Origin of the sequence: Microbacterium panaciterrae (assembly GCF_039541635.1) — a bacterium.
GTDB classification, from domain to species: domain Bacteria; phylum Actinomycetota; class Actinomycetes; order Actinomycetales; family Microbacteriaceae; genus Microbacterium; species Microbacterium panaciterrae.
On the sequence record NZ_BAABGP010000008.1, the window covers coordinates 211,079 to 223,040 of the forward strand.

An 11,962-nucleotide genomic window follows, 5' to 3' on the forward strand; every position below is an offset into this window, starting at 1 on the left:
GACGAAGGCCGCTCTCAGAGTCCGGCGGCGCGGCGCAGGTCCGAGGCTCGGGTGGTCTGCTCCCAGGTGAACTCCGGCAGTTCGCGGCCGAAGTGGCCGTAGGCCGCGGTCTGCGCGTAGATCGGGCGCAGCAGGTCGAGCTCCTCGATGATCGCCTGCGGACGCAGGTCGAACACCTCCCGGATCGCGCGCGTGATCGTGTCGTCGTCGACGGCGCCGGTGCCGAAGGTCTCCACGTACAGCCCGACAGGCTGCGCGACACCGATCGCGTAGGCCACCTGCACCTCGAGCCGGGAGGCGAGGCCGGCGGCGACGGCGTTCTTCGCCACCCAGCGCATCGCGTAGGCGCCGGAACGGTCGACCTTGGACGGATCCTTGCCGCTGAAGGCGCCGCCGCCGTGCCGCGCGGCGCCGCCGTAGGTGTCGATGATGATCTTGCGGCCGGTGAGGCCGGCGTCGCCCTTCGGTCCGCCGATCACGAACGGGCCGGCCGGGTTGATGTAGTGGGTGACCCCGTCGAGGTCGAGCCCCGTGGTCGCGAGCACGGGATCGATCACGTGCTCGCGGATCAGGGCCTTCAGCTCGTCCTGCGAGATGTCGGGGTGGTGCTGGGTGGAGAGCACCACCGCGTCGACCGTCTTGGGCGTGTAGCCCTCGTAGCCCAGCGTGACCTGGGTCTTGCCGTCCGGGCGCAGGAACGGCAGGGTGCCGTCGCGGCGCACCTGGGTGAGCCGCTCGGCGAGCCGGTGCGCCGTCCAGGCGGCCATCGGCATCAGCTGCGGCGTCTCGGTCGTGGCGAAGCCGAACATGATGCCCTGATCGCCCGCGCCGAGCAGATCGCGCGGATCGGAGGATCCGTCCTCACGGTGCTCCCTCGCCTGGTCGACGCCGCTCGCGATGTCGGAGGACTGCTCCCCCACCGAGACGCTCACGCCGCAGGAGGATCCGTCGAAGCCCGTGTCGCTGGACGTGTAGCCGATGCCGTTCACGACGTCGCGGACGATCGTGGGGATGTCGACATAGCCGGAGGTGCGGATCTCGCCGGCGACATGCACGAGGCCGGTGGTCACCAGGGTCTCCACCGCGACGCGGGCGCCGGTGTCCACCGAGAGCAGTCCGTCCAGGATCGAATCGGAGATCTGGTCGCAGATCTTGTCCGGATGTCCCTCGGTGACGGACTCGGAGGTGAACAGACGCAGCGCGCTCATCGGTGCTCCCTGGTTGGCGTGGCAGACGGAGTCCGGCCGGCCGGACTCGGGCCCAGTATGGGCGGAGCCGCCGACATCCGGACGGATGACGGCGGCTCCGAGAGGTCAGCTCACTCCGCGTGGCGGATGCGGAGCTTGTCCTCGTTGATCTCGTGCAGCGCGATCGTGAGCGGCTTGTCCTCGACCGACGAGTCCACGAGCGGGCCCACGTTGTCGAAGAGGTTCCCCTCGTGCAGGTCGGAGTAGTAGTCGTTGATCTGGCGCGCGCGCTTGGACGCGTAGATCACGAGTTCGTACTTGGACTCGACGCGGTCGAGCAGGTTGTCGATGGGCGGGTCGATGATGCCCTGGTTGCTTCCGGCCATGGTGGACCTCCTGGATCAGGCGACGCGGAGTCGCGGAGAAATGCAGGCGCGCCGCCCTTCGAGCGGTTGCTGTGCTTGTCGAGCGGTTGCTGAGCTTGTCGAAGCACAGGAAGCGGGTCAGCGCGCAGAGTCTGACGTCAAGTCTACGACCTCGCGGGCCGCCGCGGCGACGTCCGCGTTCACGACCCGGTGATCGAACTCGCTCTGCGAGGCCAGTTCGACCTTCGCGGTGCGCAGCCGACGGGCCCGCTCCTCGGAATCCTCGGTGCCGCGGCCGACCAGTCGCTGCACGAGTTCATCCCACGACGGCGGGAGCAGGAACACGAGCGACGCGGACGGATCCGCTGCGCGCACCTGGCGGGCGCCCTGCAGATCGATCTCGAGCAGCACCGTCCTGCCCTCGGCCAGCGCGCGCTCAATAGGTCTGCGCGGAGTGCCATAGCGGTACTTGTTGTGCACCGTGGCGTGCTCGAGCAGCTCGTCCGCCGCGATCATGCGGTCGAACTCGGCGTCATCGACGAAGAAGTAGTGCACGCCGTCCTGCTCGCCGGGACGGGGCGCGCGGGTGGTCGCCGAGACGGAGAGGTGGATCTCGGGGTGATGGCTGCGGATGTGCGCCGCGACCGTGCCCTTGCCGACCGCCGTGGGACCTGCGAGCACGAGCAGACGGCTGCGGCCCTCGCGCGGGGCCGTCAACGGGAACCGGGCGTCCAGCCACGTGCGCAGGGCCTGGTGCTGGCGGCTGCCGAGCCCGCCGAGCCGCTTCACCGGGGAGATGTGCAGCTCGGCGAGGATCCGGTCGCGCTTGCCGATACCGATCGCGGGGAGCGAGGTGAGGAAGTCGGGCACGCGCAGCGAACCGGCGGTCGACTCGGCATCCGCGAGGGCGGCGTCCAGCACGTCCTGCGGCGCCACCACCCGCATGCTCAGGTCGCGCTTGAGCGAGGCCCGCGCACGGCGGCGCTCGACCGCGCGGCGCGCCGCCGCAGCACGATCGACCTCGGGGACCGCACGCTTCGCCGGTTCAACCACCCATGACCTCCTGGTAGCGCGCCGCGCGCTCATCGATCGTCGCTGCGATCCGATCCGGACCGGCGGACAGAATGCTCCGGCTCTCGCAAGCCAGGACGTTTCCTGCCAGCGTACCGAATCCGGCGCGCAGATCCTCCGGTGCCGCACCCTGCGCGCCGAACCCGGGCGCCAGCAGGGGAACCGTCCGCAGCGTCGCATCGTCGAGCGAGAAGTCCGCGCGATCGATCGTCGCGCCGATCACGAGCCCGACGGAGCCGAGGTCGCCGTGGGGCGCATCGAGCGCGATGACGTCGCGCGCCACGCGCAGCGCCACGCTCTCCCCCACGACATCGGTGCGCCCGCGCTGCACCGCCGCCCCTTCCGGGTTGCTCGTCGCGGCGAGCACGAACACGCCCTTGCCCGCGGGCAGGGCGACCGTGATGGCCTCCGCCAGCGCGCCGCCGCCCAGGTACGGGCTGACCGTGAGCGCGTCCGCCTCGAGCGGCGCCCCGGGTGCGAGCCACGCCTGCGCGTAACCGGCCATCGTGGTCCCGATATCGCCGCGTTTCGCGTCCGCGACCACGAGGAGCCCTGCCGCGCGCGCGGCCGACATGACGTCCTCGAGCGCGGCGAATCCGCGGGATCCGAACCGCTCGAAGAACGACACCTGCGGCTTCACCGCGCCGACCCGGCCGGCCGCCGCGTCGACGACCCGGAGGCCGAACTCACGGACGCCGACCGGGTCCTGCGGCAGGCCCCAGGCGTCCAGGAGCGCCGCGTGCGGGTCGATGCCCACGCAGAGCGGCCCGCGCGCACGCAGCGCCGCGCGGAGCCGCTCCCCGAACGAGGCGCTCATCCCCGGGCCGCCCTGTCCTGGGCGTACTCCTGGAGGCTGCGCACCTCGAAGCCCTTGTCCGCCGCGTCCATGCCGCTCACAGCCGCACCCAGCGTCGCGATCGTGGTGAACAGCGCCTTGTCCGCGGCGACCGCGGCGGCGCGGATCTCGTAGCCGTCGGCCCGTGCCGCGCCGCCCGAGGGCGTGTTCACGATGATGTCGATGGAGCCTTCATCGATGAGGTCGACGATGTTCTTCTCGCCCGTGTCCTGCGTCTCGCTGTATTTCTCGACGACCGTCACGGGGATGCCGTTGCGGGACAGGATCTCCGCCGTGCCGGACGTCGCGACGATCGTGAAGCCCAGCTGATGCAGGCGGTGCGCGGGCAGGATCACGGCGCGCTTGTCTGCGTCGGCGACCGAGATGAACACCGTGCCAGACGTGGGCGTCCCGCCGTAGGCCGCGGCCTGGCTCTTCGCGAACGCGGTCGGGAAGTCGCGGTCGATGCCCATGACCTCGCCGGTCGAGCGCATCTCGGGGCCGAGGATGGAGTCGACGATCCGGCCGTCGGCGGTGCGGAACCGCTTGAACGGCAGCACCGCCTCCTTGACCGCGACCGGCGCGCCGAGCGGCACGCGCGATCCGTCCACCACAGGCAGCATGCCCTCGGTCTTGAGCTGGGCGATCGTGGATCCGGACAGGATCCGGCTCGCAGCCTTCGCCAGCGGGATGCCCAGCGCCTTCGACACGAACGGCACGGTGCGGCTCGCGCGCGGGTTCGCCTCGATGACGTAGAGCACGCCGGCGCTGATCGCGAACTGCACGTTCAGCAGGCCGCGCACGCCCACGCCCTCGGCGATGGCCAGGGTCGCCTCGCGCACCCGGTCGATGTCGGTGCGGCCGAGCGAGACCGGCGGCAGCGTGCAGCTCGAGTCGCCGGAGTGGATCCCGGCCTCCTCGAGGTGCTCCATGACCCCGCCGACGTAGAGCTCGACCCCGTCGTACAGCGCGTCGACGTCGATCTCGATCGCGTCGTCGAGGAACCGGTCCACGAGCAGCGGCTTGCCCTCCTCGATGATGACCTCGCCGGCCGTGCGCACGAAGTAGTCGTGCAGCGCCGGGGTGTCGTAGACGATCTCCATGCCGCGGCCGCCGAGCACGAAGCTCGGACGCACCAGCACGGGGTAGCCGATCTCCTCGGCGATCGCGACGGCGCCGTCCGCGTCGATGGCGGTGCCGTTGCGCGGCGCCACCAGTCCCGCCTCATCCAGCAGGCGCGAGAACAGCTCCCGCTCCTCGGCGAGGTCGATCGCCTCCGGGCTGGTGCCGAGCACGGTGTATCCGGCGGCCTCGATGCCCTTCGCGAGACCCAGCGGCGTCTGTCCGCCCAGCTGGCAGACGACGCCGAGGATGGTGCCGCTCTGCGCCTCGGCGTGCAGCACCTCCAGCACGTCCTCGAGGGTGAGCGGCTCGAAGTACAGCCGGTCGCTGGTGTCGTAGTCGGTCGACACCGTCTCCGGGTTGCAGTTCACCATGACAGTCTCGAAGCCCGCGTCCGACAGCGCGAACGCCGCGTGCACGCAGGAGTAGTCGAACTCGACACCCTGGCCGATGCGGTTCGGACCGGATCCGATGATGACGACCTTCGTGCGGTCGGAGGGGGTGACCTCGGTCTCGCTGTCGTAGCTCGAGTAGTGGTACGGCGTGAGCGCGGGGAACTCGCCCGCGCAGGTGTCCACCGTCTTGTACACCGGGCGGATCCCGAGCCCGTGCCGCACGCCGCGCACCTCATCCTCGGTGAGGCCGCGAAGCTGTGCGAACTGCGCGTCCGAGAAGCCGTGGTCCTTGCCCAGGCGGATCGTGGCGGCGTCGAGCTCGGGCGCGGTGCGGATCTGCTCGGCGACCTCGTTGATCAGCACCATCTGGTCGATGAACCAGGGGTCGATCGCGGTGGCCCCGAACGCCTGCTCGATCGTGGCGCCCTTGCGCAGCGCCTGCTGGAGCGTGACGATCCGGCCGTCAGTCGGGGTCTTCGAGATCTCCAGCAGCTCCTCGACCGAGCGCGGCTCCTCGCCCCAGTGGAACGAGGATCCGCGCTTCTCGAGGGACCGCAGCGCCTTCTGCAGCGCGGTCGTGTAGTTGCGCCCGATGGCCATCGCCTCGCCGACCGACTTCATGGTCGTGGTGAGGGTGGCGTCGGCGGCGGGGAACTTCTCGAAGGCGAACCGCGGCGCCTTCACGACGACGTAGTCGAGCGTGGGCTCGAAGCTCGCCGGAGTGACGCCGGTGATGTCGTTCGGGATCTCGTCGAGGCGGTAGCCGAGCGCGAGCTTGGCGGCGAGCTTGGCGATCGGGAAGCCCGTGGCTTTCGACGCGAGCGCCGAGGAGCGCGACACCCGGGGGTTCATCTCGATGACGATGACGCGGCCGTTTTCCGGATTCACCGCGAACTGGATGTTGCAGCCGCCCGTGTCCACGCCGACCGCGCGGATGATGTCAATGCCGATGTCGCGGAGGTTCTGGTACTCGCGGTCGGTGAGCGTGAGCGCCGGGGCCACGGTGATCGAGTCGCCCGTGTGCACGCCGACCGGGTCGACGTTCTCGATCGAGCAGACGACGACCGTGTTGTCGGCGGTGTCGCGCATGAGCTCGAGCTCGTACTCCTTCCAGCCGAGGATCGACTCCTCCAGGAGCACCTCGCTGGTGGGCGAGTCGTGCAGGCCCGCGCCGGCGATGCGGCGCAGGTCGGTCTCGTCATACGCGAAGCCGGAGCCGAGGCCGCCCATGGTGAAGCTGGGGCGCACCACCAGCGGGTAGCCGAGCTCCGCGGCGGCGGCGAGGCACTCGTCCATGGTGTGCGCGATGCGGCTGTCCGCGACATCCGCGCCCGCGTCCAGGACGAGCTGCTTGAAGATCTGCCGATCCTCGCCCTTCCGGATCGCCTCGACCTTCGCGCCGATGAGCTCGACGCCGTACTTCTCCAGGATCCCGCGCTCGTGCAGCGCCATGGCCGCGTTCAGCGCGGTCTGGCCGCCCAGGGTCGGCAGGATCGCGTCGGGCTTCTCCTTCGCGATGATCGTCTCGATGACCTCGGGGGTGATCGGCTCGATGTAGGTCGCGTCGGCGAAGTCGGGGTCGGTCATGATCGTGGCCGGATTCGAGTTGACCAGGATGACGCGGATGCCGTCCTCGCGGAGGACACGGCAGGCCTGGGTGCCGGAGTAGTCGAATTCGCAGGCCTGACCGATCACGATCGGGCCGGATCCGATGACGAGGACGGAGTGGATGTCGTCGCGCTGGGGCATTACTTGCTGTCCTTCGTGGAGAGATGGGCGACGACGACGTCGCGGAAGCGATCGAAGAGGTAGTTGGCGTCGTGCGGGCCGGCGGCGGCCTCGGGGTGGTACTGCACCGAGAAGGCGGGGATGTCGAGCGCGCGCAGGCCCTCGACGACCTGGTCGTTGAGGCCGATGTGGCTGACCTCGACCCTGCCGTAGCCGTTGGGGCTGTCGAAGGCGCCGTCGATCGGCGCCTGAACGGCGAACCCGTGGTTGTGCGCCGTGATCTCGACGCGTCCTGTCGCCCTGTCCAGCACCGGCTGGTTGATGCCGCGGTGACCGAACGTGAGCTTGTAGGTGCCGAGGCCGAGTGCCCGGCCGAACAGCTGGTTGCCGAAGCAGATCCCGAAGTACGGCAGGCCGGCGTCGAGCACCTCGCGGAGCACCGCGACCTGCGCGTCGGAGGCGGAGGGATCCCCCGGTCCGTTCGAGTAGAACACCGCGACCGGCTCGATGGCGGCGATGTCGGCGAAGGTCGACGCCTGCGGCAGCACGTGCACGTCGAAGCCGCGGGCCGCGAGGTTGTCCAGCGTGGACTGCTTGACGCCGAGGTCGAGCACGGCGAGGTTGCCGATCCGCGGCACGGTGTCGCTGACGACGGCCGGGGTCACCTGGACGGTGTCCACGGAGACGGCGGCGGACAGGTTCTGCCCGGCCATCTCGGGCGCCTCGGTGACCTGGCGCAGCTGCTCCTGCGCGTCCAGGGCCGCGTCGGCGCCGGAGAAGATGCCGCCGCGCATGGACCCCGCCGAGCGGATGTGCCGGGTGATCGCGCGGGTGTCGATCCCGCTGATCCCGACGATGCCGTCGCGGACGAGCGTGTCATCGAGCGAGCCGGTCGCCCGCCAGTTCGAGACCACGCGCGAGGGGTCGCGCACGATGTAGCCGGCCACCCAGATGCGACGGGATTCGGGGTCTTCGTCGTTCATGCCGGTGTTGCCGATGTGCGGGGCGGTCTGCAGCACGATCTGGCCGGCGTAGGAGGGATCCGTGAGGGTCTCCTGATAGCCGGACATGCCGGTGGCGAAGACGACCTCGCCCAGCGTGGTCCCGGTCGCGCCGTAGGCATGCCCGACGTGCCGGGTGCCGTCCTCCAGCACCAGCACGGCGGCGCCGGTCCCTGAGCCTGTCGAAAGGCCTGTCGAAGTGGTCATGCGGGTTCTCCCGTCTCGGAGGCAGCGCACAGGCGCTGAAGGTCGGTGAGCGCGGCGCCGGCGGCATCGGTGTTTCCGAGGTCGCCGGTGATGCGGAGATAGCTGTCGACGACGGTGCCGTCGACGGTGCGCCAGACGACGCGGATGAGGCCGCCCGGCTCGACCACGCGGTCGATCGTGACGGTGGCCCGGTCGGCGCCGATCAGGCGCTCCGAGGCCAGGAACACGGTGGGTGCGCCGTCCAGGCTCAGGGCGGCGCCGCGGTCGGTGATGGTGAGCTCGCCGCGGGCCCGGTACACGAGCGGCCGGATCGCGAGGCGCTCGAGCGACTGGTCGTGCTTCGTCGTCGCGACGTACAGCGTCTCGTAGCGTTGGCGGACCTCGGCGTGTTCCGGCACGCCCAGCGGTGCGGTGAGGCCGGAGTCGCGGCGCAGCCGTGCCCGCCAGGCGAGGACGCCGGCGAGGATCAGCAGCACGGCGACGACGAGGACGACGGCCCCGGCGATCTGCTGGTTCACTCGCCCAGCTCCCGGAGAACGCCGTCCTCGAGCGTGACGTAGCCGCGGTGCACGGTCCAGAGGACCTTGCCGGGCAGGTCGCGGCCGAGGTAGGGCGAGTTGGTGCTCTGCCCGTGCAGATCCGCCTCGGCGAAGACGCCCTGCGCATCCGCGTCGTAGAGCGTGAACTCCGCCGGCTGACCCGCGGCGATCGGGGTGCCGTGACCGGCGAGCGATCCGATCCGGGCGGGGTTGGCGCTCATCACCCGCGCCACATCCGCCCAGTCCAGCAACCCGGTCTGCACCATCGCCTGGTGCACGACCCGCAGCGCGGACTCGAGGCCGACCATGCCGTTCGCGGCGGCCTGCCACTCGCACGCCTTCGCCTCGCTGGGGTGCGGGGCGTGATCGGTGGCGACGATGTCGATCGTGCCGTCGGCGAGCCCCTCGCGCACGGCGAGCACGTCCTCCTGGGTGCGCAGCGGCGGGTTCACCTTGAACCGCGCGTCGTAGCCGCGCGCCAGCTCGTCGGTCAGCAGCAGGTGGTGCGGGGTGACCTCAGCGGTCACCGCGACGCCGCGCTTCTTCGCCCAGCGGATCAGTTCGACGGAGCCGGCGGTGGACAGGTGGCAGACGTGCAGCCGGGATCCGACGTGCTCGGCGAGCAGGATGTCGCGCGCGATGATCGACTCCTCGGCGACCGCGGGCCAGCCGGCGAGTCCGAGTTCGGCCGACACGGAGCCCTCGTTGAGCTGCGCGCCCTCGGTCAGGCGCGGATCCTGTGCATGCTGGGCGATCACCCCGCCGAACGCCTTCACGTACTCGAGCGCGCGGCGCATGATGAGCGGATCCCAGACGCAGAACCCGTCGTCGCTGAAGACGCGCACGTTCGCACGCGAGGTGGCCATCGCGCCGAGCTCGGCGAGACGTTCGCCCTTCTGGCCGACCGTGACCGCGCCGATCGGCTGCACCGTGGCGTAGCCGGCGGCCTCGCCGAGGGCGAGCTCCTGCTCGACCACGCCCGCGGAGTCGGCGACCGGGGAGGTGTTCGGCATCGCGAACACGGCCGTGAAGCCTCCGGCCGCGGCGGCCCGCGTGCCGGACAGCACCGTCTCGCTGGCCTCGTAGCCGGGCTCGCGAAGATGCGTGTGCAGGTCGACGAGGCCGGGCAGGGCGACCAGGCCGTCGGCGTCGATCACGCGCGCGCCGGTCGCGCTGAGGCCGGATCCGACCTCGGCGATGAGTCCGTCACGGACGAGGATGTCGGCGGATTCGGCACCGACGATCCTCGCGCCTCGGACGAGCAGGCTCTCGGTCATCGGTCTCCTCGATTCAGTTCGTCGTCGGTCTGCTCCCCGGCGAGCAGCATGTACAGCGTCGCCATCCGCACGGAGACGCCGTTCGCGACCTGCTCCAGCACGGTGGAGCGGGCGGAGTCCGCGGCCTCGGACGAGATCTCCAGACCGCGGTTCATGGGTCCGGGGTGCATCACGATCGTATCCGCGGGGAGCCGCTTCATCCGCACCGCGTCGAGTCCCCAGCGCCGGGTGTACTCGCGTTCGGAGGGGAAGAACGCCGCGTGCATGCGCTCCAGCTGGATGCGCAGCATCATGACGGCGTCCGGCTCCTCGGCCAGTGCCTCGTCCAGGTCGTACCGCACGCGCACGGGCCACGCGGAGACGTCCTGCGGGATGAGGGTGGGCGGGGTGACCAGCGTCACCTCGGCGCCGAGCGTGTCCAGCAGCCAGACGTTCGAGCGCGCCACGCGCGAGTGCAGCACGTCGCCCACGATCACGACCCGGACGCCCGCGAGATCCCGGCCACGGCTGTCCGCGCCGAACCGGCGCTTGCGGATCGTGTACGCGTCCAGGAGCGCCTGAGTGGGGTGCTCATGCGTGCCGTCCCCGGCGTTGACCACGCCGGCGGAGATCCAGCCGCTGGTGGCGAGGGTGCGCGGTGCGCCGGAGCCGGGGTGGCGCACGACGACGGCGTCCGCGCCGATCGCCTCAAGGGTCTGCGCCGTGTCCTTCAGGCTCTCGCCCTTGGAGACGCTGGATCCCTTCGCCGCGAAGTTGATCACGTCGGCGGACAGGCGCTTCGCGGCCGCCTCGAACGAGATGCGGGTGCGGGTGGAGTCCTCGAAGAACAGGTTGACGACGGTCTTGCCGAGCAGGGTGGGAAGCTTGCGGACCTTCCGGGACTGCGCGTCCGCCATGTCCTCGGCGATGTCGAGGATCTGCAGCGCGTCCTGGCGCGCGAGGGTGCGGGTGTCGAGCAGATGCCTCATTCGTCGCCCCCCTCGATCGAGACGAACTCCTCGCCGTCGTCGCCGCGCAGCCGCACGAAGACGCGCTCAGAGCGCGCGGAGGGGATGTTCTTGCCCACGAAGTCAGGGCGGATCGGCAGCTCCCGGTGTCCGCGGTCGACGAGGATCGCGAGCCTGACGACCGATGGCCGGCCGATCGACTGCAGGGCGTCGAGGGCCGCGCGGATGCTGCGGCCGGAGAAGAGCACGTCATCGACGATGACGACCGTCTTGCCGTCGACACCACCGGCCGGGATCTCGGTGCGGTGCGGGGTGCGCGTGGGATGCTTCGACAGATCGTCGCGGAAAAGCGTCACGTCGAGGGCTCCCACCGCTACGGCGGTCTGCGCGATCTCGCTGATCAGCACACCGAGTCGCTGCGCAAGCGGAACGCCGCGGGTGGGGATGCCCAGGAGAACCAGATTCTCGGCGCCGCGATTGGACTCGAGGATCTCGTGGGCGATACGCGTGAGTGCGCGCCTGATGTCGGCTTCGTGCAGCACGATGCGTGCGCTCATGGACCGGCTCCCTTCTCCGCCTCTCTGGACGGTGTTAAAGGTTGCTACTGAGGTGTGGCTCCAGTCTAGCCGGTGCGGCTACGTCCCCTGGACGGCGATCCCGCGCTCGCGGGCGGCATCGGCGAGTCGCCGGTCGAACGTCGCAAGAGTGGCGTCGAGCGCGATCGCGGTGGCCAGCACGTACGTATCGGGCAGTTTCAGGCCCGTCAGCGCACGCAGGCGAGCAGTGCGCAGCGACTCATCGGCAAGGGGCGAATACCGTTCGACGCCCAGACGCAGAAAAGCCTGCAACGCGTCCTCCTCGCGTCCTGCGCGGACAGGCCCGACGAGCGTCTCCGCCAGCGTCACCGGGTGGATCGTCAGCTCCTCCTCCGTGTCGAGCAGTTCGTAGCTCGCCTCGGTATGCGCATCCGGTCGGCCCCAATAGGAGATGAGCACGTTCGCGTCGAGGACGATCATTCAGGCCAGTCCCTGCGCAACTCATCGAGATATCCCGGCGGATAGACGTCGGCGAACATTCCGCGGGTCTCTTCGAGCACCTTCCGACGCTCCGCCCTACGCGCCGCCCGCTTCGCGGCGATCGTCTCGGTGCCGGCCTCCGCCAGGCGCGCGACGAGCTCGGACCGGGACGCGCCAGGCCACTCCTTCGCCGCCAGTTCGAGCCCCGCGGCGAGCTCAGGCGTCTGCGTCACCTGGATCCGCGGCAGTGTGGTTGCCATGCACCCAGAGTA

12 protein-coding genes are annotated in these 11,962 nt (G+C 70.4%); all 12 read right to left on the minus strand.

Going from position 1 to position 11,962, the window contains the following annotated elements:
* Positions 1–14 precede the first annotated feature (14 nt).
* The gene (metK, locus tag ABD882_RS05965; protein WP_345185299.1) at positions 15–1,208 is read right to left on the minus strand and encodes a methionine adenosyltransferase; all 1,194 of its coding nucleotides are present in this window, start codon (positions 1,206–1,208) and stop codon (positions 15–17) included.
* A gap of 110 nt (positions 1,209–1,318) precedes the next feature.
* Positions 1,319–1,573, minus strand: a complete 255-nt coding sequence (gene rpoZ / locus ABD882_RS05970) for a DNA-directed RNA polymerase subunit omega (protein ID WP_179434547.1) — start codon at positions 1,571–1,573, stop codon at positions 1,319–1,321.
* 117 nt (positions 1,574–1,690) lie between these two features.
* The gene (gene gmk, locus ABD882_RS05975; protein WP_345185302.1) at positions 1,691–2,638 is read right to left on the minus strand and encodes a guanylate kinase; all 948 of its coding nucleotides are present in this window, start codon (positions 2,636–2,638) and stop codon (positions 1,691–1,693) included.
* On the minus strand, positions 2,598–3,440 hold the full coding sequence (gene pyrF / locus ABD882_RS05980) for an orotidine-5'-phosphate decarboxylase (protein ID WP_345185303.1): 843 nt from the start codon (positions 3,438–3,440) through the stop codon (positions 2,598–2,600). Before pyrF ends, gmk begins: the two co-directional genes overlap by 41 nt.
* A complete protein-coding gene (gene carB / locus ABD882_RS05985; RefSeq protein WP_345185305.1) occupies positions 3,437–6,724 on the minus strand; it encodes a carbamoyl-phosphate synthase large subunit in 3,288 nt (1,095 codons plus the stop codon). The genes pyrF and carB overlap by 4 nt, the downstream gene beginning before the upstream one ends.
* Positions 6,724–7,911: a glutamine-hydrolyzing carbamoyl-phosphate synthase small subunit gene (carA, locus tag ABD882_RS05990; protein ID WP_345185306.1), complete on the minus strand. Its 1,188-nt coding sequence runs from the start codon at positions 7,909–7,911 to the stop codon at positions 6,724–6,726. Before carA ends, carB begins: the two co-directional genes overlap by 1 nt.
* Positions 7,908–8,429, minus strand: coding sequence for a PH-like domain-containing protein (locus ABD882_RS05995; protein ID WP_345185308.1), 522 nt, complete (start codon positions 8,427–8,429; stop codon positions 7,908–7,910). The genes carA and ABD882_RS05995 overlap by 4 nt, the downstream gene beginning before the upstream one ends.
* A complete protein-coding gene (locus ABD882_RS06000; RefSeq protein WP_345185310.1) occupies positions 8,426–9,727 on the minus strand; it encodes a dihydroorotase in 1,302 nt (433 codons plus the stop codon). Before ABD882_RS06000 ends, ABD882_RS05995 begins: the two co-directional genes overlap by 4 nt.
* Positions 9,724–10,695 carry an aspartate carbamoyltransferase catalytic subunit gene (locus ABD882_RS06005; protein ID WP_345185311.1) on the minus strand — a complete coding sequence of 324 codons (972 nt, stop codon included), beginning with the start codon at positions 10,693–10,695 and terminating at the stop codon, positions 9,724–9,726. The genes ABD882_RS06000 and ABD882_RS06005 overlap by 4 nt, the downstream gene beginning before the upstream one ends.
* Positions 10,692–11,231, minus strand: a complete 540-nt coding sequence (pyrR, locus tag ABD882_RS06010) for a bifunctional pyr operon transcriptional regulator/uracil phosphoribosyltransferase PyrR (protein ID WP_345185313.1) — start codon at positions 11,229–11,231, stop codon at positions 10,692–10,694. Before pyrR ends, ABD882_RS06005 begins: the two co-directional genes overlap by 4 nt.
* 78 nt (positions 11,232–11,309) lie before the next feature.
* Entirely contained in the window at positions 11,310–11,690 is a 381-nt protein-coding gene (locus tag ABD882_RS06015) for a type II toxin-antitoxin system VapC family toxin (RefSeq protein ID WP_345185315.1), read from the minus strand.
* A complete protein-coding gene (locus tag ABD882_RS06020) occupies positions 11,687–11,950 on the minus strand; it encodes a hypothetical protein (RefSeq protein ID WP_345185317.1) in 264 nt (87 codons plus the stop codon). Before ABD882_RS06020 ends, ABD882_RS06015 begins: the two co-directional genes overlap by 4 nt.
* Positions 11,951–11,962: the final 12 nt, after the last annotated feature.

What these genes read in the sequence shown, in the direction of transcription:
- metK (WP_345185299.1), bottom strand. Translation starts at nt 1,208, where the DNA reads ATGAGCGCGCTGCGTCTGTTCACCTCCGAGTCCGTCACCGAGGGACAT.
- rpoZ (WP_179434547.1), bottom strand. Translation starts at nt 1,573, where the DNA reads ATGGCCGGAAGCAACCAGGGCATCATCGACCCGCCCATCGACAACCTG.
- gmk (WP_345185302.1), bottom strand. Translation starts at nt 2,638, where the DNA reads ATGAGCGCGCGGCGCGCTACCAGGAGGTCATGGGTGGTTGAACCGGCG.
- pyrF (WP_345185303.1), bottom strand. Translation starts at nt 3,440, where the DNA reads ATGAGCGCCTCGTTCGGGGAGCGGCTCCGCGCGGCGCTGCGTGCGCGC.
- carB (WP_345185305.1), bottom strand. Translation starts at nt 6,724, where the DNA reads ATGCCCCAGCGCGACGACATCCACTCCGTCCTCGTCATCGGATCCGGC.
- carA (WP_345185306.1), bottom strand. Translation starts at nt 7,911, where the DNA reads ATGACCACTTCGACAGGCCTTTCGACAGGCTCAGGGACCGGCGCCGCC.
- ABD882_RS06000 (WP_345185310.1), bottom strand. Translation starts at nt 9,727, where the DNA reads ATGACCGAGAGCCTGCTCGTCCGAGGCGCGAGGATCGTCGGTGCCGAA.
- ABD882_RS06005 (WP_345185311.1), bottom strand. Translation starts at nt 10,695, where the DNA reads ATGAGGCATCTGCTCGACACCCGCACCCTCGCGCGCCAGGACGCGCTG.
- pyrR (WP_345185313.1), bottom strand. Translation starts at nt 11,231, where the DNA reads ATGAGCGCACGCATCGTGCTGCACGAAGCCGACATCAGGCGCGCACTC.
- ABD882_RS06015 (WP_345185315.1), bottom strand. Translation starts at nt 11,690, where the DNA reads ATGATCGTCCTCGACGCGAACGTGCTCATCTCCTATTGGGGCCGACCG.
- ABD882_RS06020 (WP_345185317.1), bottom strand. Translation starts at nt 11,950, where the DNA reads ATGGCAACCACACTGCCGCGGATCCAGGTGACGCAGACGCCTGAGCTC.